The organism is Hydrogenophaga sp. PAMC20947 (assembly GCF_004795855.1).
GTDB lineage: Bacteria > Pseudomonadota > Gammaproteobacteria > Burkholderiales > Burkholderiaceae_C > Hydrogenophaga.
Genome location: NZ_CP039252.1, coordinates 4,170,261 through 4,196,605, shown reverse-complemented (window position 1 = coordinate 4,196,605; position 26,345 = coordinate 4,170,261). Strand labels below are relative to the sequence as shown.

Sequence of the window (26,345 nt, the reverse complement as noted above, 5' to 3'; positions counted from 1 at the left end):
CGCTCACGGAGGAAGGGGAGCAGCGCAGGGGTAACTCAAACGCCACCTGGGGTGTGGCGATCGACCACAGCCGTGAGAGGGGGTGTTTTCAGCACAACGGGCCGGCCCCCTTGCCCGACTGATTCACAATTGCGGTTTGAAATTTGCCCAATTCGAGGCAGGTCGCAGGAGGCGGAACGTGAATACACAACACAGGCCGGTGAGATCCACCGGTCTTTTGCTGCTGGGCGCTTGGCTGGCGACATCGGCCATGGCGCTGGAAATCACCCAGTTTTCGCCACAAGGCGAGATCGCCAAGATTGAACAAGTGTCGGTGCAGTTCGACCAGCCGGCCGTCCCGCTGGGCGACCCCCAGGCCACGGCACCCCTGAAGCTGCAATGCCAGCCCGTCGCCAAAGGCAGCGGCCGGTGGCTCAGCGAACGCCAGTGGGTGTTTGATTTCGAGAATTCCTTGCCAGCGGGCACCCGCTGCACCTCCGTGGCCGCCCCCGGTTTCCGTTCGCCCCAAGGCCTCGCCATCACCGGCCGCACTGCCTATGCCTTCGGCACCGGTGGGCCGGTCGTGCAACGCACCTGGCCGGGCGACGGTGCAACCATCGCCGAAGACCAGCATTTTGTCGTTCGCTTCGCTGGTCAGGTGACCCGGTCCAGCCTGCTCGCCCAGTCCTGGTGTGAGCTCGACGGCGTCGGGGAGCGCCTGCCCGTGCAGTGGGTCGGCGGCGCAGCGCGCGCAGCGACCCTCAAAGCGCGGGGCATCGCCGCCAAGCCAGAAAGCGAAACACCGGACCTCGCGGTGCTGGATTGTGGACGGCGGCTGTCGGCTTCGGCCCCGGTCAAGCTGGTGCTGGGCGCCGGCATCAGCACGCCCAACGGCGTCAAGAGCCGCCAGCCTCAGGTCAATAACTACGGCGTGCGCGAGCCGTTTTCGCTGGAGTTCTCTTGCCAGCGTGAAAATGCACAGGCCGCCTGTCTGCCCCTGCGCCCCATGACGCTGAGCTTCAGTGCGCCGGTGGCCCGTGAGCGGGCGTTGGCCATTCGCCTGGCCTCACAAGACGGCGGCGCAACAACCCCGGCGCAGATCGACGAGGACGACAAAGGCCAGAGCCATGTGAGCGGCGTGCAGTTTCGACCGCCTTTCCCGGAAAACGCCCGCTACCGGATCATGTTGCCCGGCGGTTTTGTGGACGATGCCGAGCGTACCGCCGACAACGCACCATCCTTCCCGCTCGACGTGGCCACCGGCCCGATGCCGCCCCTGGCGAAATTCGCGGCCTCACCGTTTGGCGTGATCGAGCGGCTGGCCGAGCCCGACGGGCAGGCGCTGCTGCCGGTGACGGTGCGCAACGTCGAAGCGGCCCTTCAGATCCAGGGCTTGCCGGTCGGGCAAGTGAGCGCGCTGGCCTTGAAGGCCGACGCCGACATCATCGCGTGGTTGGGTCGACTGGAGCGTTTTGAGCGCGGCTCCATCGGGCGCAAGGAAGCCCAAGCCGAGTCCCGCACGCCGGTGCCTCCTGCCCTGGGCGACGAAAGCAAACATTGGGTGGAGACACGCAGCCTGTCCCTGCTCCACGGCCTGGCGCCCGCCCGCCAGCTCCAGCTGCCAAGGGCCGATGCCGCAGACCCCCGGCCCTTCGAGGTGGTGGGCATTCCCTTGCCCCCCGGCTTCCATGTGCTGGAAATCGCATCGCCCCAGCTGGGCGCGGCCCTGTTGAACCCCGAGCGTGGCGCGAACCGCACGATGTACGTGCGCACGTCGGCCCTGGTCACCAACCTGGGGGTGCACTTCAAACGCGGGCGGGACAACGCTCTGGTCTGGGTCACCACGCTGGACAAGGGTCGGCCTGTGGGCGGTGCACAGGTGCGCATCTCGACCTGCCAGGGCAAGACCCTGGCCAGCGCCACCACCGATTCCCAGGGCATCGCGCGCTTCGACAAACCCTTGCCCGAAGCCCCGCGCTGCGACGGCGTGAACGATGGCAACAACGCCTATTTCGTGAGCGCACGGGCCCAGGGGGTCGATGGCGTCGCCGATCTGGCCTTCGTCTGGAGCCATTGGGACAAGGGCATTGAATCCTGGCGCTTCAACCTGCCCACCAGCGACAGCGCCGAGCCCGATCAACGGGTGCACACCGTGCTTGACCGCACGCTGTTGCGCGCCGGCGAAAAGGTGTCGATGAAACACCTGGTGCGCGTGGAAACGCGCACCGGTCTCACATTGCCGCCAGCGATGCCACAGCAACTGGTGATCACACACCAGGGCAGCGGACAAGAAGTGAAGCTGCCCCTGGTGTGGCGCAAGACCCGCAGCGGCGGGCAGGTGGCGACCAGCGAATGGCAGGTGCCCCCGGCAGCCAAGCTGGGTCTGTACCGCATTGCGCTGGAAACGACCGGGCCCAAGGGGCAAGGCTACGACAGCGGCAGCTTCCGGGTCGAGGAATTCCGCCTGCCGGTGTTCGAGGGCAGCCTGACCACCAACGACAAAAAACCCTTGATCGCGGTGACCGCTGTACCGGTCAGCTTGCAGGTGAGCTACCTGGCTGGTGGCCCGGCCGCGGGTCTGGCCACCCATGTCTCGGCCTTGCTGCGCAACAAGTTGCTGCGTTTTGATGCCCACGAGGGCTTCAGCTTTTACCCGCCTCGCCCGAGCGACACGCCAGACGGCGCATCGGGCGGAGACGACGACAGCGAAGAAGGTGACTTCGGTGCCACCGACAACAGTGACAGCGACGCACCCAAGGTCGTGGCCGACAAGCTGCCGCTGAAGCTCGGGGCCCAGGGCCAGGGCAAGACCGTGATCGACCGCCTGCCGGCCAGCGCACGCCCCCGCGAGCTGGTGATCGAAGCGAGTTACGCCGACCCCAATGGCGAGGTGCAGACGCTGCGCCAGGTCGGCACGATCTGGCCGGCAGCGGTGGTGGCCGGCATCCAGGCCGACGACTGGATCGCCACCGGCAAGGACGTGGCGCTCACCGCACTGGCGCTGAACCTTGAGGGCAAACCCCAGCGCGGCGTGAAGCTCAGCGTTCGCGCCCAGTCGCGCACCTTCACCACCACACGCAAGCGCATGGTGGGGGGTTTCTACACCTACGACAACCAGGCCCAGACAGAAGACCTGGGCACGGTTTGCTCGGGCAGCAGCGACGCCAATGGGCTGCTGCACTGCACCGCTCGCCTCGGACAGGCGGGCGAAGTGGAGCTCACCGTCACCGCCACCGACAGCGATGGCCGCATCCACCAGAGCGCCACCTCGGTGTATGTCACGCGCCAGGGCGATATCTGGTTCGGCGGACAAGACCACGACCGCATGGACGTGATCGCCGAACAGAAACACCTGCAACCCGGTGACACCGCCCGCCTGCAGGTGCGCATGCCCTTCCGTTCGGCCACCGCGCTGGTCTCTATCGAACGCGAGGGCGTGATGGAAACGCGCGTGGTCCAGCTCAGCGGACAAAACCCGACCATCGAACTCCAGGTGGGCCAAGACTGGGGGCCCAATGTCTACGTGAGCGTGCTGGCCGTGCGCGGGCGCATCCGCGAAGTGCCCTGGTACAGCTTCTTCACCTGGGGCTTCAAGGCCCCCCGCGCCTGGTGGACCGCCTTCTGGTACGACGGCAAGGAATACATCGCGCCCACGGCGCTGGTGGACTTGAGCAAACCCGCCTACCGGCTGGGCGTGGCCGAACTGCAGGTGGGCGTCAAAGCCCACGAGATCGCGGTGACGCTCACACCCGACCGCACCAGCTACAAAGTGCGTGAGACCGCCAGTGTGCGGGTGCAGGCCACGCTGCCCAACGGCCAGCCCGCGGCCTTTGCCGAGCTGACCCTCGCCGCCGTGGACCAGGCCCTGCTGGAACTCAGCCCCAACCCAAGCTGGCAACTGCTGGCGGCCATGTTCCAGCGGCGCAGCTGGGGCGTGCAGACCTCAACCGCCCAGATGGAAATCATCGGACGGCGCCACTACGGCCGCAAAGCCATTCCGGCCGGCGGTGGCGGCGGGCGCAGCCCCACGCGCGAGCTGTTCGACACCCTGCTCACCTGGCAACCCAGTGTGGTGCTGGATGCCCAGGGCCAGGCCACGGTGCAGGTGCCGCTCAACGACACATTGGGCCGTTTTGAGGTGGTCGCCATCGTGGAAGCCGGCACCAGCGCGTTCGGCACCGGCCGCACCGCCCTGCGCACGGCGCAAGACCTGCAGCTCATCAGCGGCCTGCCACCCCTGGTGCGCGAGGGCGATCCGTTCCGGGCCCAGTTCACCCTGCGCAACACCACCGACAAGCCCATGCAGCTGAGCGTGAATGCGCGCGCCACGGGCATGGAAACCGCGCCCCAGTCGCTTGAACTGGCGGCGGGTGAATCCAGGGAGATTCAGTGGGATGTGACCGCGCCCGTGTCGCTGGGCCAGGGCCGGCTGCAGGCCTTGCTGTGGGAAATCGAAGCCAACGACAGCGCCTCGGGTGCCAGCGACAGCATGAAGGTGAGCCAGCGCATCGTGCCGGCGGTGCCACTCGCGGTTCAGCAGGCCACGCTGGTGCAGCTCGACGGCCCGCTGACCTGGCCGGTGCGCGCACCGGCCCAGGCGCAGTCCGGCGCCGATGGGGCGTTGCGCGGCGGGCTCTCGATGTTCCTGCAGCCCTCACTGGCCGACGGCCTGCCCGCAGTGAAAGCCTGGTTCGCCGACTACCCGTTTGCCTGCCTGGAGCAAAAAGCCAGCAAGGCCACCGGCCTGCGCGACGCCGCCCTGTGGAAAACACTCGCCGAACAGTTGCCCACCTACCTCGACACCGACGGCCTGGCCAACTATTTCCCCCCGCGCGACGGAGAAGCGAGCCAGGGCAGCGACACGCTCACCGCCCACCTGCTGGCGGTGTCGCATGAAATGTCGGGCATCGACCCGACCTTCACCTTGCCGGCCGTGCCGCTGGCGGCAATGCAGCGCGGCCTGACCGCGTTTGTCGAAGGCCGCATCGAGCGCAAGTTCTGGAGCCCCAGGGCCGATCTCGCCGTGCGCAAGCTCGCCGCCATCGAAGCCCTTTCGCGCTACCGCCTGGCCCGGCCGAGCATGCTGCAAAGCCTGGCGATCACACCGCAAAGCTGGCCCACCCATGCCGTGATCGACTGGCTGCAGATTCTGCAGCGTTTGCCCGACGCGCCTCAACGCGCCGACCGCCTGAAAGAGGCCCAGCAGACCCTGCGTGCACGCCTGAGCCAGCAAGGCACCCGCACCAGCTTCAGCACCGAACGCGACGACGACTGGTGGTGGCTGATGCAGAACGCCGATGTGAACGCCGCCCGCCTGCTGCTGGCCGTGATGGACGAGCCCGACTGGAAAGTCGACATGGGCCGCCTGGCGAGCGGGCTGGTGGGGCGCCAGGAGCGGGGCGTGTGGCCCACCACCACGGCCAACCTCTGGGGCGGCCTGGCGCTGGAGAAGTTCTCGGCCCGTTTTGAATCCACACCGGTGCAAGGCAAAACCGTTGCCAAGCTGGGCGAAGCGACGGCCAGCGTGGACTGGGCTCAGGTGAAAAAAGTGGATGCCGAGCAAGCCCCCGCCATGGGCGCCGCGCCCTCGCCCACCCAGGGCTGGCTCAACAACCACATGGCCTTGCCCTGGCCCAAAGCCACGGCCCCGTCCAGTTTGAACGTGACACAGGAGGGCACGGGCAAGCCCTGGCTCACCGTGCAATCCGTGGCGGCGGTCCAGCGCGCGCAGCCCTTGTTTTCGGGCTACCAGGTGCGCAAAACCATCACGCCACTGGCGCAAAAGGTCAAGGGCCGCTACAGCCGGGGCGATGTGCTGCGCATCACTCTCGACATCACAGCCAGCACCGACATGACCTGGGTGGTGGTGAGCGACCCTGTGCCCGGTGGCGCCAGCATTCTCGGCAACGGCCTGGGGCGCGACTCGGTGATCAGCACCCAGGGCGAGCAGCAGCGCGGCAACGCCTGGCCGGCGTTTGAAGAGCGCAGCTTCGAGGCCTACCGCAGCTACTACCGCTATCTGCCCAAGGGCTCGCTGCAGGTGCAGTACACCCTGCGCCTGAACAACGTGGGCGACTTTGCAGTGCCGCCCACCCGCGTCGAAGCCCTGTACGCGCCCGAGGTGTTTGGCGAGGCCCCCAACCCCCGCATCCGTGTGGAGGCCGCGCCTTGATGCCACGGCGCCGCTGGCACCCGGCCGCGCTCTGCGTGGCCATCGCGCTGGCCTGCAGCGGAGCCCTCGCAGCGCTGCCCGGCTTCGAAGCGGTGCGCGCCGGCGAGGCCGGCTCAGACACCCGCGTGCTCGACCGCCACGGCGAGCTGCTGCAACGCCTGCGCAGCAACCCGCAGCGGCGCCAGGGGGAATGGGTGCGGCTGGAGGACATGTCGATTGCGCTGCGCCAGGCCCTGCTGCTGAGTGAAGACCGGCGCTTTTACGAACACGCCGGCATCGACTGGTCGGCCGCGGCCGCCGCCGCCTGGGGGCGCCTGTGGCACAACCGCACACGCGGCGCGTCCACCATCACCATGCAGCTCGCCGGCCTGATCGACGACGAACTGCGGCTCGGCCCGGGCGGGCGCAGCTGGGGCCAGAAAATCGGGCAGGTGCTCACCGCGCGCGAACTGGAAAGCGCGTGGCGCAAAGACCAGATCCTGGAGGCCTACCTCAACCTGGTGCCGTTCCGGGGCGAGCTGGTGGGCATCGACGCGCTCTCGCGCAGCCTGTTTGGCAAAGCCGCCCACGGGCTGGACAACACCGAGGCGGCGATCGCGGCGGCGCTGGTCCGGGCGCCCAACGCCGCGCCCGAGCGGGTGACCGCGCGCGCCTGCGACCTGCTGCGCCAGATGCACACCGCCCAGCGCCTGGCGCCACCGCGCTGCGAGCCCCTGGGCTGGAACATGGACGCACGGCTGCGGCGGCGCGACTGGACGCCCAGCGACGGCATCGCACCCCACGCCGCGCGCCGGGCCCTCGCCCAGGCTTCGGGCGACCGCGCCGAATTCTCCCCCGCGGCTGTGCACACCACACTGTGGGCGCCCCTGCAACGCATCGCCAGCGACCTGCTCAACCAGCAACTGCGCGAGCTGCACAGCCAGCGCGTGCAAGACGGCGCCATCATCGTGCTGGACAACGCCAGTGGCGAAGTGCTGGCCTGGGTCGGCTCGTCGGGCTCGCTCAGCGAGGCGCCCGAAGTGGACGCGGTGCTGGCACAGCGCCAGGCCGGCTCCACGCTCAAACCCTTTCTCTATGCCCAGGCCATCGCCCAGCGCCGGCTCACCGCCGCATCGCTCATCGAAGACGCGCCCACCCACATTCCCACCCCCAGCGGCCTGTACATCCCGCAAAACTACGACCGCCGTTTCCACGGCTGGGTCTCGGTGCGCACCGCGCTGGCTTCTTCGCTCAACACGCCCGCCGTGCGCACCCTGGCCATGGTGTCCCCCAACCGGTTTCACCAGCAGCTCAACCGCCTGGGCCTCGAGTTGCGCGAAACCGGCGACTACTTCGGCCTGGGCCTGGCGCTGGGCAGCCCCGAGGTGTCGCTGCTGCGCCTGAGCAACGCCTACCGCGCACTGGCCAACCAGGGCCACTTCAGCGAGGTGGCGCCCCTGCCGCTGGCACCCCGCCGATCCGGTGCAACGCCATCGCCAGCGCCGCCCGCATTGGACCCCGCGGCGAGCTTCATCGTGGGCCACATCCTGAGTGACAGCAACGCCCGCGCCACCACCTTCGGCACCGACAGCATCCTCGCCACGCGCTTCTGGACCGCCGTCAAAACCGGCACCAGCAAAGACATGCGCGACAACTGGGCGGTGGGCTGGTCGGCGCGCTACACCGTGGGCGTGTGGGTGGGCAACGCCAGCGGCGCGCCCATGGGCCAGGTCAGCGGCTCAACCGGTGCGGCCCCCATCTGGGCCGGCGTCATGCAGTGGCTGCACACCCAGGCACCCCGCCACCCCGCCAGCGGCGCGCCCGTTCCGCCTCCAGGCCTGATGGCACAAGCCGTGGCCTTCGAGCCCCGGCTGGAAGCGCCGCGACAGGAGTGGTTCATCGCCGGCACCCAACAGGCGCTGATGCGGTTGAACGACAGCGCCTCACCTACCACGGCGCGGGTGCGCGATCCCCTGGCGCCCGCCCGCATCCTCAGCCCCACCAGTGGCACCATCGTGGCCCTGGACCCCGACATCCCGCCCCGCAACCAGCGGTTGACCCTCAACAGTGATGCCCCCGGCCTGCGCTGGCGCATCGACCAGCGCACCGTGGCGCGGGGTGAAAAAGCCCTGTGGTCGCCCTGGCCGGGGGTGCACCGCATCGAGCTGGTGGATGCCCGGGGTACGGTGCTGGACGCGGTGCGCATCGAAGTGCGCGGGGCCGGGCTGAAAGCCGACCCGCGCGGAAAAGCCAAGCCCCACTGACGCGGAAACTGCGCGTCGTCAGTGCTCGGCGTGCAGCTTGTCGTGGATGCGCCTGATGGTGCGCCACACGGCCCACAACACCAGCGGGATCAGTGCCCCGACCGCCATCTCCGGGTTGATGGGCAGGCCCGCCGCCTTGCCGGCTTTGCCCACGTACAGCAACAGGCTCACCACGTAGTACGAGATCGCCGCGATCGACAGCCCTTCCACCGTGCTTTGCAGGCGCAACTGCAGGTCTTGCCCGCGGGTGAGCTTGGCCAGCAATTCGTGGTTTTGCAGCTCGGTGGCAATGTCCACCCGTGTGCGCAACAAGGCGCTGGCCCGGCTCACCCGCTCCGACAGCGACGCCAGCCGCTGCGCCGTGGCCGCGACCGTGGCCATGGCGGGCGAAAGCCGCCGCTGCATGAACTCGCCAATGGTTTGTGTGCCGGGTATGGGCCGCTCCCGCAGCTCGGCGATGCGCTGCGCCACCAGCGCGTCGTAGGCGCGTGTCGCCGCAAAGCGGTAGGTGTTCTCCGCCGTGACCCGCTCCACGCCAGCGGCCAGCGCCACCAATGTGTCGAGCAGCGCCTGATCCGACGTGCTTTTGTTTTCCAGCTGCGCGGTGATCTCGGCGAGCTGGCGTTCACTTTCGGCGAGAAAACCCGCCAGCTGCTTGGCCACAGGCAGGCCGCGCAAAGCCATGATGCGGTAGGTCTCCACCTCCAGCAACCGCTGCGAGATGCGCCCAGCCCGGGTGTCGGTGGTCTCCGGCGGAGCCACCACCAGCATGCGCTCGAACCCAGAAGGCCGCAGCATGAAATCGGTGACCACCATGGAGTGCCCCTGGTTGCCCATGAGCGAAGCCACCACGGTGTGTTCGCCCATCCAGGTGCGGGCCTGGTCCAGACTCACACCGGGGGAGGACAGGTCGCCATGCAGCATGACCAGCTTGATGGCCGCAAGCGTGCGCCCGGGAATGCCGGCCAGCCAGTCGGTGGGCAATATGCTGTGGGGCAGCAACTCGGGATCACACGCCCCCAGAGCAGCGGCCTCCGGCAAGGGCTGCACGATGGAATAGCGGGTGAACTCGGTGTGCCGCTCCCACTTGAGCGTGCAGCCACTCAGGCGCAGACGCAGGAAGTTGTCCCGCAATTGCCCCACGTCCAGATCGGACTGCCCCGGCAACCTGCTCAGGTGCTCACACTCCTGCTCGCGGCTCACGCCCGCATTGAACACCGCCACATAGATGATGAGCACCGGCAACCGCACCCGGGCAGATGGCCGCGCATGGACCTCGTTGTGCAGCTCCAGGCGCAACGGGTCGTCGGTGGGAAGGGCGTGGTGAACAGCAGATGGGACCATGGCTCACATTGTGCCGCCAACGGCGCCGCGGCGGCCCACCCAGCGGGTCACATGGGCCTGGCCCTGATGCCCGCCACCTTCCGCCAGTTCAACCGCACCTTCCCAGGCCTCGACCTCGTCCAGCCAGCCCGCAAAATCCTCGCGCAACAGGCTGGCCGAATAGAGCATGGCCGCATCCTTGGGTCCGCCGCTGCTGTTGGCGAGCTGCAGGGGATGGAAACACTCCAGCACCAGCCAACCACCGGGCCGCAACCCCCGGGCCAGGCGCCGGTGCGCACCCTGTCGGATCGCGGGAGGCAGGTGCACATAGGTCAACACCACGGCATCGAAGGCCCCCGGGATTGGCGCCCAGTCGGCCAGATCGCCCAACACCGTGTCGATGGTCACACCGCGCTCCTGCGCCAGGGCCCGCGCTTTTTCGAGCCCGACCGACGAACCGTCCATGGCGGTCACGTGGTGCCCTTGCTGTGCCAGCCAGACGCCATTGCGCCCCTCACCGTCACCCGGCACCAGCACGTCGGCACCGGCGGGTAGCCGGTGTGCCTGCTGCACCAGAAAAGCGTTGGGTTCGGTGCCGTATTTGAACCCGTCCACGGAAAAATTCTGATCCCAAAAATTCATGCGCTCGTCCCCTATCTCATCTCAAAGAAACCCCACCCATCTGAAGCGGTGACGCTCCCAAAAAACCATCCGCCACGCTTCCACAAAAACGGACACGCCACTGAACCCGGTTGCACCCTCGTTTGCCGACGAGATCGACGAGATCCATGGTCCTCAAGCCCACATTCCACTTTGACTCTGTTGACAATGGATGGATTTTCGCTTGTCGGGGCGTTTCATCCGCCTTGGGCGCAAGGTTGATGTGCGGTTGGGCCTCCGTGGCGTTGAGGGGATACATCCGGACGTTGCCCATCGATGGCTTGAGGCCACCATGAGGGTCGCGCCTGCGAGCAGCAACCGGGCGGGGGAACACCATGGATGCGGTTGTGGGCGTTCTCCGGTGGGGCACCTTGGATTGCCTTCTTGTGACCGATCGATCTATCGAGCGATCCATCGGTCGATCAACGCATGTTGAACAATTCCTGGTGAAACGCATGGCGCGGCAAACCATGGGCCAGCAGGTCGTTGTGCAGGGCGTTGCCGAAACCGGCCGGTCCGCAGAACCAGACGCTCGCCTTTGCCCAGTTCGGTACCGCTTGGCGCAGCACGTCCCCGGTGAGCCGCCCGTCGCGATGATCGATCATCACGTGCAGCGTCACGTTGGCCGCGGCGGCATCCGCCGTCAGCTTGGCCAGCGCGTCGGGCGCCAGTTCGGTGGTGCTGTGGAACAGGTCGATGGCCTGGGCGCCGGGCGTTCGGGCCAGCTGTTTCATCCGCGCGATGAAGGGCGTGATGCCGATGCCCCCGCCGATCCAGATCTGGCGCTGGGCGCTGTCGTCAAACGTGAACGTCCCATAAGGGCCCTCGACCGCCACCGTGTTCCCCACTTGCACGTGTTCGGGCAAAAAGTCGGTGTAGTCGCCCAGCCCCTTGGTGATGAACATGATGCGGGGGTTGCTGGCATCCCAGGCCGAGGCAATGGTGAAGGGGTGTGGCCCTTCTTTCGGATCGAAGGTCACGAAAGCGAACTGGCCGCTTTTGTGGCCTTTCCAGCCATTCTTCAGCAAAATCATGGTCTCCAGCACCTTCATGTCGGGAAAATGGTGGAAGGCCTCAATGGCGCCCTCAGCCCGTCGCCACTTGCCGGCCTGGCGGCTCAACACCAGCAGGGCAGAGACCACGCCCGAGGTCAACAAAAGGCCCATCACGATGCCCAGGGGCTGCATCCAGGCCGAAAAATTCATCAGCACCACCGCGTGGAACGCCAGCGCCAGATAGGCCACGGCAATCAAGGTGTGCGTCTTGGCAAAGAGCCGGTAGGGAAACCGTTTGATCAGGGCCAGGGCAATCAGCAGCACGACCGCGTAAAACGCCCACTCACCGACCGATTCGGCCGGATGGCGCAGATCACCCAGAAATTGCTCGACCGCGCCCAGGCTGGTCGAATCCGATTGCGGGGGGCGCTTGCCGCGTTCCATCCAGCCGAGATTGACCAACCAATGCGGCCCGTTCACCACGACCCAGTGGAACACCGAGGCGACCAGGCCAGAGATACCCAGCCACTTGTGCAGCCGATAGGATTTGTCCAGGCCGCCGAGCCAGGGTTCCAGCCAGACCGGGCGCAGTGCCAGCACCATGACCACGCTCATGACGCCGACGCCGATGACGCCAGAGTATTGGGTGAGCAGATTGCGAATGGCGACAAAGGTCAAGGTTTCAGGCAGACCGGTATTGGCCAGTGCCCACAGGCCGGTCAATCCAAGGAGCACGCCCCAAAGCGAAAGTTTGATGTTCCTGAGCACAATCTTGTCCGTTTCAAATCCCGCGTGCGAAGGATGGGTGACCGTTCAACCAACGCACACGGTCGGATCGGACGTCTGCCAACGGTCAAGGGTCGGCACACGTCCATGGTGCCCACACATTGAGGAGGAAGTATTGATCCAGCGTAAAGAAGGGCGCATCTGCCGCGCCCATTGCCAAGCACCCGTGGCATTCACCCCCATTGCCAGGCCACCCCGCCCGATCCCCTCAGGACATAAAAAAAGCCCACAGCGCCTGAGAGCCGTGGGCTTCTATCAACAAGAGTTGACTCAGCAGGGTCTAGAACGGAATGTCGTCGTCCATGTCGTCGAAGCCGCTGGCAGGCCGGGCGGCTGCAGGCGCGGGTGCTGGGGCCGGACGGGCTGGCGCCTGCCGTGGAGCAGCCGCCGGGCGGGAGTAACCACTGCCACCGCCCTCATCACCACCGCCCCGGCCTTCACGGCCGCCAAGCAACTGCATTTCGGTGGCAACAATTTCCACCGAATTCTTTTCCACCCCCGTGGTTTTATCCATGTAGGTGCTGTAACGAAGCCGACCCTCAATGTAGATCGGGCTGCCCTTTTTGACGTATTCGCCTACGATTTCGGCCAACCGTTCGAAAAAGGTCACCCGGTGCCACTGGGTGTCTTCGATCATCTCGCCGCTGTTTTTGTCCTTGCGGCGGCTGGACGTCGCCACGGTCACGTTGGCCACAGCGCCACCGGAGGGCAGGTAACGGATTTCGGGATCGCGGCCGCAATTGCCGACGAGGATGACTTTGTTGACTGAGGCCATGACGGGTTCCTTGAGATGGCAGAAAAAACGGGCAGCCACTGCGCCTAGCGCTGAGGTGGCTATCCAGCAGATTGTGCCGCATGCGCGCTTCGGGTCGTGAAATGCCACAATAGACCAGCCAATATGAACCGCGAACCCGACTTTTTCCAGAACCTGCACCACGAGCTGTCCGATGGCCGTGCTTGGCTGGATCGCAGCATTGTGTTGGCTTATGCTGTCCTGGCCGGCCTATTCGTCGTGGCGTTCACCTACCTCAGCGAAGGCGCCTTCGAGCTGTTCCAGCACCTCTACGAGGCCTACCCTTGGGCCGTTCTGATCTGGACGCCCGCACTGACCGCCGGCATCGTCTGGGCAACCAGGCGCTTTTTCCCCGGCGCGTCAGGGTCGGGCATTCCGCAAGTCATGGCGGCCATCGACCCCCAGGTGAATTCGGTGGCACGTCGCCATTTCGTCTCCATGAAGCTGACCCTGGCCAAAATCGCCCTGGGGACAGGCAGCCTGCTGGCCGGGATGTCGGCCGGACGCGAGGGGCCCTCGGTTCAGGTGGCCGCTGGTGTGATGCACAGCGCACGCCACTGGATGCGCTCCGGTTCCGCCTTGAGCGACCACGCCTTGATGGTGGCCGGTGGCGCAGCCGGTATCGCAGCGGCCTTCAACGCCCCGCTGGCCGGGGTGGTTTTTTCCATCGAAGAGCTGACCAACCGCAGCGTGACGCGCAACAACAGCCTGGTGATCACGGCCATCGTGATCGCCGGTCTGGTGGGTATTTCATTTTTCGGCAACCTCACCTACTTCGGCTCCATCGCCGTGCCCCGCCTGAGCTGGGGCGCCTTCTGGCCTGGCCTGATGGTGGTGGTGATCTGCGGTCTGCTGGGCGGCCTGTTCGCCCGCTTGCTGGCGGCCTCCATCGAAGGCATGCCCGATCGCTTCAGCCGGTGGCGCAAAGGGGCTCCGATCCGATTTGCGGCCGGTGCTGGCCTGGCTGTGGCCGTGATTGGTCTGGTCAGCGGCGGAGCGACCTTTGGCGCGGGTGCCGAGGAAGTGCGCCGCATGCTGGCGGGCGAGGGCGATATTTCACGCCTTTACGTGCTGCTCAAGTTCATGGCGACCTGGATCACTTCGTGGAGCGGTGTGCCGGCCGGCATTTTTGCGCCGTCACTGTCTATCGGCGCCGGCATCGGGCACGACGTGGCCCAGTTGTTCGCGGGCAACAACAGTGCGCTGGCCTCCAGCCTGATCGCCCTGGGCATGGCCGGTTTTCTCGCCGCGGCCACGCAGGCACCGCTGACCTCCTTCATCATCGTGATGGAGATGATCAACGGTCGCTCCATGGTCTTGAGCCTGATGGCCGGCGCCATGCTGGCCAGCCTGATCGCCCGCCTCATCAGCCGGCCGCTCTACACCACATTGTCCGGGCTGATGATCCAGGCCGTGGTGAAAACAGCGGCTCCGCCCGAGCGATCGGATGACCCGGATGCCAAGGTTGTTTCGACACCCGATGCGGCCGTCGAGACAACACAGGCCCCAGCCCAAGTGACCACAGTGTCCCGCCCTGTTGACCGTCCCGGGGCCCAGCCCGACCAGCCGGCCGGTCCGGCCCTTGATGATGCTGGATCACCGCTTGCCCGCCCTCCGCAAGCCGGTCTCTTTGATCCCGATGAATCAGGGCCCCAAAACGGAAGCGATCCGTTGAGTGGCAGCGACACGCCGCCGCCAGCTGAGCCCAAAGATCGCAACCCCGACTGAGGCTGGGACGGGCTGGCAAAGCCAGTCCCGCTAAGGCGCCCTGACCGCGCAACCCCCCGGGACCACAAATCCCGACCCAATGCCGATACTCAGCGCCGAGCAGCAGGCTCCTGCATGGGCCAAGCCACTGCCAGCCAGACCAGCGCAGCCACGGCGCAAGCGACAAAAAGGCCCGTTGGGCCGTGAGCCCGGGCCAACCAACCGCCCGCTGCCCCACCCACAAAAAATCCGATCGACTGCAGGGTGTTGTAAACCCCCAGCGCCGCGCCGCGCGCATGGGCGGGCGCCATTCTGGACACCAGGCTGGGCTGGCTGGCTTCCAGCATGTTGAAGCCGATGAAAAATACAAACATCAACCCACCCAGGGCCCACACCCCCGGAGGCGCCGCCTCCGCTGATGAAGCCACCCACCACAGCCCCACCTGCACCGCGGCGATCAGCCCGATGGAAATCAGAAAAGCGGTGCGCAAATGGCCCCGGCGTTCCATGGGGAACAACACGCCGCCCATAACCAACAGTGAGGCCACCACGGCGGGCAGGTAGACCTGCCAGTGCGCCGCCTTGGGCAAGCCGGCCTGCACCAGCAGCGCAGGCACGGCCATCCACATGGCCAGCTGAACCGCGTGCAACACAAAAACACCCAGATTCATGCGCATCAGCCCCGGATGGCGCAACACTTCGCCCAGCCCTTTGCCCTTGATCTGCCCGATCGCAGCGGGTTGGTGCACCCGAGGCTCGGGCGGTGCCACCCAGATGACCACCGCAATGCCACTCAACGCCAACGCGCAGGTCAGCATAAATATGCCCGAAAGACCTACCCAGCCGGCCAGCAAAGGTGCCAGCACCAGCGAAACAGCAAACATCAGTGCGATGCTGGCGCCGACCATGGCCATGGCCTTGGTGCGCACGTTGTCGCGGGTCACATCGGCCAGAAAGGCCGTGACTGCGGCCGAGATGGCGCCCGCGCCCTGCACCGCCCGGCCCACGGCCAGCCAGGTGAGGTCCGGTGCCCAGGCGGCGATTGCGCTGCCCAAGGCAAACACCAGCAGGCCCGTGACGATGGTGGGTTTGCGGCCGAACCGGTCAGAGGCCAGACCAAAGGGGATCTGCAAAAACGCCTGGGTCAGGCCATACAGGCCCATGGCCAGGCCCACGCGCGCCGGATCGTCGCCACCCGGCAATCGCGCGGCCTCCAGCGCAAACACGGGCAACACGATGAACAGGCCCAGCATGCGCAACGCGAACACCAGTGCCAGCGAGGCACTGGCGCGGCGCTCGCCGGGCGTCATGCGCGAAGCCGTCGGATCGGCATCGGCATTCAAGGGGGGGGAGGAAGCAGATGAAAGCGACACGGATCGGTGCAGGCAGTACAAGTGGCTGAAAGCCAATACCTGTGGGTGTGTGAGTCAGGCCCATATTGTGCGCCAAGCGCCCGCGCCACACGGGCGACACCTGCGCCAGCCGTGGGGGGCGCATCATGGGCGCTCCCGCACTGCAGCCACCTTCCGGGGTCCTCCCGTTATCCGACCGCCAGCCCCCACCCTCATGCCCGACACCTCTCCCATCGAACCGATCCGACCCGGGCTCTCTGACGCCACGAAGGGCGTGTTGTTCGGGCTCGCTGCCGTGTTGATCTGGGGCAGTTCGATGGCCTATGCGCGCGCCGGCATGACACAAGGCCTCACCGGCATGGACTTCGCCCTGTTTCGTTACGGCACCGCCGGCGTGGTGGTGCTGCCCTGGTTGCTGCTGCACCAGCCCGCCACCTTGGCGGGCGTGGGCTGGCCACGCGCCACGGCGCTGGCGCTGCTGGCCGGCCCGCTGTTCATCTTGCTCGGGGCCGGGGGATACGCCTTTGCTCCGCTGGCACACGGCGCAGTCATTCAACCGGCTTTTGCCATGATGGGCACCACCCTGCTGGCCGCCTGGGTGTTGAAAGACCGGCCGCCACGGCAGCGCCTGATCGGGATCTCGGTGATGGTGCTGGGCCTGGCGGTGATTGCCGGGCCAGGCTTGTTCCAGGGCGGCAGCCAGGCACCCATAGGCGATGCCATGTTTGCCGTGGCTGGCCTGATGTGGGCAGGCTTCACGGTGACCACAAACCGCTGGCGCGTGAAGGCGCTGCCCGCCACGGCCGCGCTCTCAGCGGTGGCCGCCTTGGCCATCATCCCCATCTTCCTGCTCACCCAGGACGTTTCCCGCATCGCGGCCATGCCGTGGTCCGGCCTCGCCACGCAAGTGCTGGTGCAAGGGGTGCTGACCGGCGTGGTGGCGGTGATTTTTTTCACCCGCGCGGCCGAACTGGCGGGCGCCGCACGCGCCGGCATATTTCCGGCGCTGGTGCCCGCCGCCACGATTCTGATCGGCATCCCGGTCACGGGCGAATGGCCAACGGTCTCGCAGCTGGTGGGTCTGGGCTTGGTCTCGTTGGGCCTGGTGGCCGCCGTGGCCGTGTTCCGGCGCAGGCGCCCCACCTGAGTGAGCTGCAGCGGCCGTTCTTTGGGGCGGCAGACCGCCGGCGAATTCGAGGGGCTCCGCCAGCGTGCCCTGGCGAAACGATGACAGCTCGGGGCCCGCAACCCATATCCAGAGACCCTGCCGGGGGCCCCAAGCAGCATCTGTCTCAGCCGCTTATCATGATGGGTTGCCCATTTGCCGCGTCTTTGCCCGCCTGCCTGCCTTGAACCAGAACCCGATCCCCCTGCCCGTCACGCCCGCAGCGTCATCGCCCGCGCTTGTCCCAGCTGCCCCGCACCACGTCGCAACGCTGTCCGTGCGCGGCGCGCGCACGCACAACCTCAAGAACATCGACCTGGACATCCCCAAGCACGCGCTGGTGGTGATCACAGGGCTGTCCGGCTCGGGAAAATCCAGCCTGGCCTTCGACACGCTCTACGCTGAAGGCCAGCGCCGCTACGTGGAGAGCCTCTCGGCCTATGCGCGCCAGTTCCTGCAACTCATGGACAAACCCGATGTGGACCTGATCGAAGGCCTGTCGCCGGCGATCGCCATCGAGCAGAAAGCCACCAGCCACAACCCCCGGTCCACCGTGGGCACGGTAACGGAAATTCACGATTACCTGCGCCTGCTCTACGCCCGCGCCGGCACGCCCTACTGCCCCGACCACGATCTGCCGCTGGCTTCACAAAGCGTGGCCCAGATGGTGGACACGGTGCTGGCCATGCCTGAGGGCACCAAGCTCCTGATCGTGGCGCCCGTGGCACGCGAGAAAAAGGGCGAATTTCTGGATCTGTTTGCCGACATGCAAGCCCAGGGCTATGTGCGCTTCCGGCTCAACGGAGAAGTGGTTGAGGCCGAAAACCTGCCGGCGCTGAAAAAAACCGAGAAACACAACATCGATGTGGTCGTGGACCGCATCAAGGTGCGCGCGCACGACGAAGCCGAAGAAGACAAGGCCAACCCCTTGCGCCAGCGCCTGGCCGAGAGTTTCGAAGCGGCACTGCGCCTCGCCGAAGGCCGTGCGCTCACCGTGGACATGGACACCGGCGCCGAACAGGGCTTTTCCGCCAAGTTCGCCTGCCCGATCTGCAGCCATGCGGTGGGTGAACTCGAGCCCCGCCTGTTTTCGTTCAACTCCCCCATGGGCGCCTGCCCCAGCTGCGATGGCCTGGGCCACACCGAGGTGTTCGACCCGGCGCGCGTGGTCGCCTTTCCCTCGCTGAGCCTGGCCAGTGGCGCCATCAAAGGCTGGGACCGCCGCAATGGCTATTACTTCGCCATGATTGAAAGCCTGGCGGCTCACTACAAATTTGACGCCGAGGGGCCCTGGGAGTCGCTGCCCGAAGCGGTGCAGCAGGCCCTGCTCTACGGTTCGGGTGAAGAAGAAATCAAATTCAGCTACGCGCTGGAATCGGGTGAACGCGCGGGCAAGAAGATCAACAAGAAGCACCCGTTCGAAGGCATCATCCGCAACTTCGAACGCCGCTACCGTGAGACCGACAGCGCCCATGTGCGCGAAGAACTCGCGCGGTACCGCGCCACCCAGCCCTGCCCCGACTGCCACGGCACCCGCCTGCGCAAGGAAGCGCGCCACGTGTTCGTGGGCGAGGGTGAGCAACGCCAGCCTATCTACAAGATCAGCCACGTCACGCTGGGGGAATCCCTGGCCTATTTCAGTGCGCTGCACTTGTCGGGCGCCAAAGGCGACATCGCAGCGCGCGTGATCAACGAGATTCGCCAGCGGCTGAAATTCCTGAACGATGTGGGCCTGAACTACCTGAGCCTGGACCGCAGCGCCGATACCCTCTCGGGTGGCGAAGCCCAGCGCATCCGCCTGGCCAGCCAGATCGGCAGCGGGCTCACCGGCGTGATGTATGTGCTCGACGAGCCCAGCATCGGCCTGCACCAGCGCGACAACGACCGCCTGATCGCCACCCTGCAACACCTGCGCGATCTGGGCAACACGGTGCTGGTGGTCGAGCACGACGAAGACATGATCCGCTGCGCCGACCACGTCATCGACATGGGACCGGGCGCGGGTGTGCACGGCGGCCATGTGATGGCACAAGGCACCTGCGCCGAAGTGATGGCCACCGAAGGCTCGCTGACCGGCCAGTACCTGAGCGGCGCGCGCGCCATCGCCACACCCAAAAGGCGAACACCTTGGTTGCCCACGGTGAAACCCAAAGCCTTTGCCCCTTCCAGCAAAGCCCGCTTTGCCCCCAGCCCGGCCGCCGAACGACGCGCGGCGCGCGAAGCGGCACACGTTGCCACGCTGGGCGAATTGCAAGAGATTCGCGTGGTGGGGGCCAGTGGGCACAACCTTAAAAACGTGAGCGTGGCTTTCCCCGTGGGCTTGCTCACCTGCGTGACCGGTGTGTCGGGCTCGGGCAAATCAACCCTGGTGAACGACACCCTCTACGCCGCCGTGGCCCGCACGCTCTACCGCTCACACGACGAACCTGCCGAGCACGAAGCCATCGAAGGCATCGAACATTTCGACAAGGTCATCAACGTTGACCAATCGCCCATCGGCCGCACCCCCCGCAGCAACCCCGCCACCTACACCGGGTTGTTCACCGGTATCCGCGAGCTGATGGCCGAAGTGCCCATGGCGCGCGAGCGCGGCTATGGCCCGGGCCGGTTCAGCTTCAACGTGGCCGGTGGCCGCTGCGAAGCCTGCCAGGGCGACGGCGTGGTCAAGGTGGAGATGCACTTCTTGCCCGACGTGTACGTGCCTTGCGAGGTCTGCCACGGCCAGCGCTACAACCGGGAAACCCTGGAAGTTTTGTACAAGGGCAAAAACATCGCCCAGGTTCTGAACATGACGGTGGAGCAGGCCCACGCGTTCTTTGCCGCTGTGCCCACGCTGCACCGCAAGCTGCAAACGCTGATGGACGTGGGCCTCACCTACATCCAGCTCGGCCAGAGCGCGACCACGCTGTCGGGCGGCGAGGCGCAGCGCGTCAAGCTGGCGCTGGAACTGAGCAAGCGCGACACCGGGCGCACCCTCTACATCCTGGACGAACCCACCACCGGCCTGCACTTCGCCGACATCGAGTTGCTGCTGCAGGTCTTGCACCAGCTGCGCGACGCCGGCAACACCATCGTGGTGATCGAGCACAACCTCGACGTCATCAAGACCGCCGACTGGCTGATCGACATGGGCCCCGAAGGCGGCTCCGGCGGCGGTACCGTGGTGGGCATGGGCACACCGGAAGACCTGGCCGCCATCGCGACCAGCCACACCGGCCGCTACCTGGCCCGACTGCTCAATCGCTGAGCCTTCGAAGTCGATGCGTGAACCGTTTCGAGCGGCGTGCCGTCATGCCAAGGGCGCCGCGGAACCGGCTCCGCCGGGCGCAGGGGGTGTTTGAGCAGCCGCCCCCCCCCCCGCAAGGCGGCATGCAAGGGCTTCGGTGCACGCTTACTCATCGTGCGTCCCGCGTGGCTTGGGATGCGCGGGATTGAGCACGGTCACCGTCGAAGCATCGCGAATGCAATCGGTGTTTGCACCCGGGTCGGTCAAGCTGATGGTGGATCCCCGATCGAACCCCTCAATTCGCGCCTCTGCGCCATTTGAGTGGACAACCTCGAGCGCCGCGGCGATATCCGGAACATTGAATCAGGGCGTTGTCGGATACCGACTGGTACTTTTTCGCCCGATGTTAGGGGGCATGAAGGCTCAGTTTCGATCACCAGGTAGCCCGCGCCAAACGCACGGCAGCCAAGAAGGAAATCGCTCCACGCTTTTCGCGCATGACCTTGATTCAAACAGATCACGGTTAAATGCGACCCAGGCTTCCAAGTTCCTGAACCCCAAAATGAGGCCGGATTGGGTGTTTGAAACGGCGGTCATGGTTCGAACGGGATAACGATCAACCTCCCCGGTGGCACGGGAGCAGACCGGCATCGCCGCTGGGTGCGGCGCCTTGTTCCCTTGTTTATCCGTCCGGGTTTTCGAAGCCAAACCGTTCTCCAGCTTTCCACGCCTCCCGGTTATTGCCTTCGTTCGGGATCCCACCCGACCCCTTGAGCATCCGCGCAAGATGCATGCAGTTCCAGGTCATGATGGTCGTGTTTCGTTGCGTGAAATCGTTGTCGAAACCGGCGCGCCCGCCGCCTTCCTTTTTGTCACCATAAGAGAGCCCGGGGCCTGCCTCGCCTATCCAGCCGCAATCGGCTTGTGGCGGTATCGTAAAACCCAAGTGGTTCAGCGCGTATCCAATCGTCATCGCCGCGTGCTTGATGCCATCTTCGTTCCCGGTGATCACACAGCCGCCCACCTTCCCGTAATAGACCGACTGCCCTTTCTCATTGAGATCCCCTGACATGGCGTACAGCCGTTCAATCAGTATGCGGCAGATGGAACTCTCCTCCCCCAGCCAAAGTGGTGTCCCCACAATGAGGATCTCCGCCGCCTTCACCTTCTCCCAAATCGTCGGCCATTCGTCCTTCGCCCATCCGTGCACGGTCATGTCGGGGTAAACGCCCGGAGGTACATCGTGTGCAGCCAGATGCAGGTGCTCCACAGAAATGCCGTTCTTTTTCATGATGGATGCAGAAGCATCGAGTAGCAGCCTCGTATGGCTATTCCCCGCCTTTTTCTCTAGTGACGTGTTGATAAACAGGGCGTTCAGGTTGTTGAATTCACTCATGATGTACCTCGGGTTGAGAAGGCGTTCACCCGCTCGCCATCGGCCACACAATGGCGCTCGCGTTGGCGTGAAGCCAGTTGTTCCGCAGTATCCGGCAAGTGCGCGGCGCCATCAAGTCCCCCGACTGGCCAGGCGCCATGGGCCCCGAGCGCGGTTCAAGCAGCGGTACGGTGTTGGACAAGCGAGCCCAGAACCCTTGGGCGCGGCCAGGTCCAGTAGCACAAACACTGATAAGCCACCGCGCTCTTCTTTTCAGCGCATTGACACGCTGCAAGGATCACAAACCAGAACAAACGCGGTGCCCCTGCCCAGGGCCCCGCGGAAGGCGCACGATTCGCCGCCGGTTCGCCCCAAGGCGAATCCGCCCCCTCGGGGGGCCGCGACCCGCGAAGCGGTGAGGCGTGGGGGCTTCTATTTGCTGCGGTAAGCAACGCCCACGCTCAGGCCATGGGTGGTCACACGGCCGACCAGCGGGCTGTGCGCTGCACCACGCAGGAGCTGGGACAGATCGAGTCCACCGAACGCCACCCAATGGTCGCTGAGGGCGTGGGTGAACTGCACACTGGTGCGAAAGCTCTCCCAGCCACTGCCGATCAGGTAGGCCTGGCGCCCAGTGTCCATGGCGGCGGCGTTGCTGATGCCGTATTGCGTCTGCAGGTAACGGCCGTTGCCCCAGGTGGTGGACATGGACAGGTCCCAGTAGGTCTTCTCTGAAACCGGCCAGCGGTAGCCCACGCCCTGACTCAAGCGAAGCCCGCCCTCTCTGCCCAGCAGGTCTTGGTCAACCGATGCGCTCCAGCTCCAGTTGGGCCCAAAAGAACGGCCCAAGGAAGTCCTGGCGCGCAAAGTGGTGCGCACATCAGGCAGCCCCGCCAGCTCGGGGTCACCATCAAAACTGCGGCCGTTGTCAATGCGCAGTGAAGCGCCCAGCTTCCAATCGCTGAAGATGTCGAAGTTGGTGCTCAGCCCGGTTTCGGATTTCTCCCGCCCGGCGCTCATCAAAGAGTTGGCCCGCGAGCGCGAAATGCGCACCGAGCCGACTTGAAAAGCCCACATGGGTTTGAGTGAGAAGCGCTGCTTGGCATTGCCCACGTGACCGGAAGACGAGGCCATCGACGCCCCAATCAAATAGCCCTCGTCAACCTCGGGTACGCTCAGTGCGCCTTCGGCCCGGGCCGACCCGGCTCCACTGAACCCAGCCAACATCAAAACTGTCAGCCATGCGTGTGTTTTGCTCATGAGCAGATCATAGCCAGACTGACTGACCGTGCTGGAATACCTGATCAACCTCCTCCAAAGATCGGCAATACGGTCTTTACCAGCCGCCGGTCAGACCCGCGCACTCGGTCGTTGCCCCACACGGTCGCGCCAGGCTTGCAGCGCCGAAAACCCTTCCTTCCCCGGATTGAAGCGCATCAGGCGAGCGAACTCCAGGGCACAAAACGCCGTGATATCGGCAATGGTGAACCGGTCGCCGGCCACCCAGTCCTGCTTTTGCAGCTCGCCGTCGAGCCAGCGGGCGGTCTCACGCAGCTTGGCACCTTGAGAAAGCCCAAATTCCGGAAACTGCGGCTGCTCCAGCGGCGCCAGCCCCGGGTGGGTGTGGCGGATGCAGTTGGCAATGGGCGCGAGAAAATACCACTCGATGCGCCGGTCGGCCATTTCGATGAAGGCGCGCTCGGTGGCGTCTTCACCCATCAGGTTGGGTTCGGGGTAAAGCCCCTCCATGTAGGTGCAGATGGCGCGGGTCTCGGTCAGCACGCGGCCATCGTCCAGCTCCAGGGCGGGCACCCGCGCCAGCGGACTCTTGCTCAGATATTCGGCCTGTTTGTGCTCCTGGGCATTGAGATCCACATTGACCAGGGTGAGACCCTGGACATTTTTCTCCACCAGGAACATCAACACACGCCGGGGGCTGGGCGCGCGGGGAGAGACAAACAGTTTCATGGGTTGTTTCCTGTGGGCGTGGCGGTTGTCTGATGGCTGGCGCCCATTTCAACCATCTTGCGCGCCTGCTCGGAGAAGCGCTGGGCACCTGCGTCGCCGTCTCGGCTGAGGTCCATTTTGGAAGGTGGGCGCTCGATGCCCCGGGCCACGGCGGGTCGGGCACGGATGGCATCGCGCCAGCGCTTGAGGTGCGGCAGATCGTCGATGTCCACCCCCGACCAACGGTGGGTGCGAACCCAGGCCCAGTTGGCGATATCGGCGATTGAATACCCACCGGCCAGGAACTCGTGGTCTTTCAGGCGCTGGTCGAGCACCCGAAGCAGGCGCTTGCTTTCGCCCTGGTAGCGGTCAATGACCGCCGGAATCTTCTCGGGGAAATAGCGAAAGAAGACATTGGCCTGACCCATCATGGGGCCCACGCCACCCATCTGGAACATCAGCCACTGCATCACCAGCGAGCGCCCTTTGGGATCGCTGGGCATCAGTTGCCCGGTTTTTTCCGCCAGATAGATCAGGCAGGCACCGGACTCGAACACCGCGAAATCATCGGCCTCATGGTCCACGATGGCCGGGATGCGGCCGTTGGGGTTGATGGCGAGGAAAGCGGGTTCCTTCTGCACACCACTGGTCAGGTCCAGCACGTCGAGCTGGTAAGGCAAACCCAGCTCCTCCAGTGCGATGGAAACCTTGTGCCCGTTGGGCGTGGCGGCTGAATAGAGCGTGATCATGCAGGCGGGACTCCGGTGGCAAACTTCGCCACATCCTACGCCGGCGCGCAAGCGGGCGAAGTCCCCCGCACGACCCCTCGCTTCAAGCCCGTGCCGCGTTCAGCATCTCGCGGGTGCGCTGCGCTTCGACACGGGCGGCCTGGGCAAAATCGTCGCCACTGGAGGCGTACAGAATGGCGCGCGAGGAGCTGACGATCACGGCACCCGTGATGGCGCCGTTGGCATCGGTGCGCAACCCGGCCCGCACCGTGGCCAACGCATCGCCACCTTGCGCGCCGACACCCGGGATCAGCAGCGGCAGTGTGGGCGCGAGCTCGCGCACCCGTTCGATTTCATTGGGGTAGGTGGCGCCCACCACCAGGCCGAGTTGCCCATTCAAGTTCCAGGGTCCCTGGGCCAGGCGGGCAATGTGTTCGTAGACCCGTGGCTGCCCTTCGACCGACGCCAGGCGCTGGTTTTGCAGATCGTCGCCACCAGGATTCGAGGTGCGGCACAGCAGGAATGCGCCCTTGCCGTGGTATTTGAGGTAAGGCGTTACGGAGTCAAATCCCATGAACGGCGACAGCGTGACGGCATCGGCGCCGTAACGCTCAAAAGCTTCCAGCGCGTACTGTTCGGCGGTGCTGCCGATGTCGCCGCGTTTGGCGTCCAGGATGACCGGTACATCGGGTGCGGTGGCTTTCATGTGCGCCACCAGCCGCTCCAGTTGCGCTTCCGCTCGGTGGGCTGCGAAATAGGCGATTTGGGGCTTGAAGGCCATGGCCAGATCGGCCGTGGCGTCCACAATGGCCGCACAAAAATCGTAGATCCGGCTGGCGTCGCCTTTGAGGGCACCGGGGAAGCGCGCCGGATCGGGGTCCAAGCCCACACACAACAGGGATTGGTTTTGCGATTCGGCGCGCTGCAGCATGTGGGTGAAGGTCATGGGGCCATTTTATTCGCCGCCCCGACCACCCGCCTGTTCACCCCGGCATGACTTCGCGCAAGAAAGATTCCACCACCGTGGCCAGCGCCACCGGTGTCTCGTCCATGGGGTAGTGACCCGCGTTGGCCATGACTTCCAGGCGCGCGTTGGGGTAGTGCTGCAACCAGGTGGCCCGGCAGGTGTCTGCACCCAGCGCCGGATCGTGCTCACCGGCCACGACCAGCACCGGCAGGGTTTTGCCCTGGATGCGCTCGGCAAAGGGTGTCTTGGCCCAAGCGGTGAGGTAAGCGTCAAACGCCTCCACATCGGAATGGGCGAGCGAGCTTTGTGCCATGCCGTCCAGCCAGGTACCTGTGAGCCGGCTTCCGGTGGTGATGTTGAGAATTTCCCGCCGCGCGCCCACGTCCTTCGCCGCGCTGGAGAAAAATGCCCAGCCCGCTTCGTCAAACGGCACACCACTGGCGGGTACAGGTGTGATGCCCACCAGTGCCTGCACACGGTCTGGCGCGTCCGCCAACACCAGCTGAATCGCCCCGCCGCCCATGGAGTGGCCCATCAACGCAAACGATTTCCAGCCCAGGTTATCGGCCAGGGCGAGCGCGTCCAACGCGATCTGGGCGAAGGTGTAGGGGCCACCGCTGCCTTGGCGCTGGCCATAGCCGCGCTGGTCCATGAAGGCGTAGGTGAAGGCTGTGGTGTCGAGGCTTTGCACGAACGGGCCCCAAGCCTGGGCATGGCCAAACCAGCCGTTCAGGGCGATCACGTGGCGCGGGCCAGTGCCCACCAAATGGGCGAGGTTGTTGATGCTGCTGCTCATAAAATGGCTCCTCGGATGAGATACGGTAACCACATGATGCACGAGCGCATCGCCCGCGCCAAGCACCGATCACGGGCAGAATGAGCGCTTCTTTTGACCAGCCTGCCCGCGCATCCGACCGGCCTTCCCTG

At 65.6% G+C, this 26,345-nt stretch carries 16 protein-coding genes; 5 read left to right on the top strand and 11 right to left on the bottom strand.

The features are described 5' to 3' along the window. Window positions 1-178: 178 nt before the first annotated feature. Both E5678_RS19130 and pbpC read left to right on the top strand, forming a co-directional pair. Window positions 179-6,151, top strand: coding sequence for an MG2 domain-containing protein (locus tag E5678_RS19130; RefSeq protein WP_348770354.1), 5,973 nt, complete (start codon window positions 179-181; stop codon window positions 6,149-6,151). After that, complete coding sequence (gene pbpC, locus E5678_RS19125; RefSeq protein WP_136180875.1) at window positions 6,151-8,394, top strand: penicillin-binding protein 1C; 2,244 nt, start codon at window positions 6,151-6,153, stop codon at window positions 8,392-8,394. The genes E5678_RS19130 and pbpC overlap by 1 nt, the downstream gene beginning before the upstream one ends. An 18-nt stretch (window positions 8,395-8,412) precedes the next feature. Here the strand turns inward: pbpC and E5678_RS19120 are convergent, their stop codons facing one another. The 4 genes from E5678_RS19120 to ssb form a co-directional block, all read right to left on the bottom strand. Further along, entirely contained in the window at window positions 8,413-9,738 is a 1,326-nt protein-coding gene (locus tag E5678_RS19120; protein WP_136180003.1) for a DUF3422 domain-containing protein, read from the bottom strand. Window positions 9,739-9,741: 3 nt separating this feature from the next. Beyond that, a complete protein-coding gene (locus tag E5678_RS19115; RefSeq protein WP_136180002.1) occupies window positions 9,742-10,359 on the bottom strand; it encodes a class I SAM-dependent methyltransferase in 618 nt (205 codons plus the stop codon). 440 nt (window positions 10,360-10,799) lie between these two features. Further along, on the bottom strand, window positions 10,800-12,107 hold the full coding sequence (locus E5678_RS19110) for a ferric reductase-like transmembrane domain-containing protein (protein WP_247596834.1): 1,308 nt from the start codon (window positions 12,105-12,107) through the stop codon (window positions 10,800-10,802). 331 nt (window positions 12,108-12,438) lie between these two features. After that, a complete protein-coding gene (ssb, locus tag E5678_RS19105; protein ID WP_136180000.1) occupies window positions 12,439-12,933 on the bottom strand; it encodes a single-stranded DNA-binding protein in 495 nt (164 codons plus the stop codon). A 123-nt stretch (window positions 12,934-13,056) separates the two neighbouring features. On the opposite strand from ssb, the gene E5678_RS19100 reads away from it, so the two are divergent. After that, on the top strand, window positions 13,057-14,679 hold the full coding sequence (locus E5678_RS19100) for a chloride channel protein (protein WP_136179999.1): 1,623 nt from the start codon (window positions 13,057-13,059) through the stop codon (window positions 14,677-14,679). An 89-nt stretch (window positions 14,680-14,768) separates the two neighbouring features. Here the strand turns inward: E5678_RS19100 and E5678_RS19095 are convergent, their stop codons facing one another. Beyond that, window positions 14,769-15,968: an MFS transporter gene (locus E5678_RS19095; RefSeq protein WP_136180874.1), complete on the bottom strand. Its 1,200-nt coding sequence runs from the start codon at window positions 15,966-15,968 to the stop codon at window positions 14,769-14,771. Window positions 15,969-16,224: 256 nt separating this feature from the next. Here E5678_RS19095 and E5678_RS19090 point away from each other — a divergent pair, with 256 nt between their 5' ends. Further along, entirely contained in the window at window positions 16,225-17,157 is a 933-nt protein-coding gene (locus E5678_RS19090) for a DMT family transporter (RefSeq protein WP_168708611.1), read from the top strand. Between the two features lie 289 nt (window positions 17,158-17,446). Next, the gene (gene uvrA / locus E5678_RS19085) at window positions 17,447-20,422 is read left to right on the top strand and encodes an excinuclease ABC subunit UvrA (RefSeq protein WP_247597052.1); all 2,976 of its coding nucleotides are present in this window, start codon (window positions 17,447-17,449) and stop codon (window positions 20,420-20,422) included. A 661-nt stretch (window positions 20,423-21,083) separates the two neighbouring features. Here uvrA and E5678_RS19080 read toward each other — a convergent pair. The 6 genes from E5678_RS19080 to E5678_RS19055 form a co-directional block, all read right to left on the bottom strand. Continuing rightward, window positions 21,084-21,797: an NAD(P)H-dependent oxidoreductase gene (locus E5678_RS19080; protein ID WP_136179996.1), complete on the bottom strand. Its 714-nt coding sequence runs from the start codon at window positions 21,795-21,797 to the stop codon at window positions 21,084-21,086. Between the two features lie 411 nt (window positions 21,798-22,208). Continuing rightward, the gene (locus tag E5678_RS19075) at window positions 22,209-23,036 is read right to left on the bottom strand and encodes a MipA/OmpV family protein (RefSeq protein ID WP_136179995.1); all 828 of its coding nucleotides are present in this window, start codon (window positions 23,034-23,036) and stop codon (window positions 22,209-22,211) included. Between the two features lie 90 nt (window positions 23,037-23,126). Further along, complete coding sequence (locus E5678_RS19070) at window positions 23,127-23,744, bottom strand: glutathione S-transferase family protein (protein WP_136179994.1); 618 nt, start codon at window positions 23,742-23,744, stop codon at window positions 23,127-23,129. Further along, complete coding sequence (locus E5678_RS19065) at window positions 23,741-24,472, bottom strand: glutathione S-transferase N-terminal domain-containing protein (protein WP_136179993.1); 732 nt, start codon at window positions 24,470-24,472, stop codon at window positions 23,741-23,743. Before E5678_RS19065 ends, E5678_RS19070 begins: the two co-directional genes overlap by 4 nt. 82 nt (window positions 24,473-24,554) lie before the next feature. Beyond that, the gene (gene pyrF / locus E5678_RS19060) at window positions 24,555-25,397 is read right to left on the bottom strand and encodes an orotidine-5'-phosphate decarboxylase (RefSeq protein WP_210731950.1); all 843 of its coding nucleotides are present in this window, start codon (window positions 25,395-25,397) and stop codon (window positions 24,555-24,557) included. Window positions 25,398-25,434: 37 nt separating this feature from the next. Continuing rightward, on the bottom strand, window positions 25,435-26,214 hold the full coding sequence (locus E5678_RS19055) for an alpha/beta hydrolase (protein ID WP_136179992.1): 780 nt from the start codon (window positions 26,212-26,214) through the stop codon (window positions 25,435-25,437). Window positions 26,215-26,345 lie beyond the last annotated feature (131 nt).

Bases quoted from the DNA above. Each gene is read 5' to 3' on its own strand.
- pbpC (WP_136180875.1), top strand. From the start codon at position 6,151: ATGCCACGGCGCCGCTGGCACCCGGCCGCGCTCTGCGTGGCCATCGCG.
- E5678_RS19120 (WP_136180003.1), bottom strand. From the start codon at position 9,738: ATGGTCCCATCTGCTGTTCACCACGCCCTTCCCACCGACGACCCGTTG.
- E5678_RS19115 (WP_136180002.1), bottom strand. From the start codon at position 10,359: ATGAATTTTTGGGATCAGAATTTTTCCGTGGACGGGTTCAAATACGGC.
- ssb (WP_136180000.1), bottom strand. From the start codon at position 12,933: ATGGCCTCAGTCAACAAAGTCATCCTCGTCGGCAATTGCGGCCGCGAT.
- E5678_RS19100 (WP_136179999.1), top strand. From the start codon at position 13,057: ATGAACCGCGAACCCGACTTTTTCCAGAACCTGCACCACGAGCTGTCC.
- E5678_RS19095 (WP_136180874.1), bottom strand. From the start codon at position 15,968: ATGACGCCCGGCGAGCGCCGCGCCAGTGCCTCGCTGGCACTGGTGTTC.
- E5678_RS19090 (WP_168708611.1), top strand. From the start codon at position 16,225: ATGCCCGACACCTCTCCCATCGAACCGATCCGACCCGGGCTCTCTGAC.
- E5678_RS19080 (WP_136179996.1), bottom strand. From the start codon at position 21,797: ATGAGTGAATTCAACAACCTGAACGCCCTGTTTATCAACACGTCACTA.
- E5678_RS19075 (WP_136179995.1), bottom strand. From the start codon at position 23,036: ATGAGCAAAACACACGCATGGCTGACAGTTTTGATGTTGGCTGGGTTC.
- E5678_RS19070 (WP_136179994.1), bottom strand. From the start codon at position 23,744: ATGAAACTGTTTGTCTCTCCCCGCGCGCCCAGCCCCCGGCGTGTGTTG.
- E5678_RS19065 (WP_136179993.1), bottom strand. From the start codon at position 24,472: ATGATCACGCTCTATTCAGCCGCCACGCCCAACGGGCACAAGGTTTCC.
- pyrF (WP_210731950.1), bottom strand. From the start codon at position 25,397: ATGACCTTCACCCACATGCTGCAGCGCGCCGAATCGCAAAACCAATCC.
- E5678_RS19055 (WP_136179992.1), bottom strand. From the start codon at position 26,214: ATGAGCAGCAGCATCAACAACCTCGCCCATTTGGTGGGCACTGGCCCG.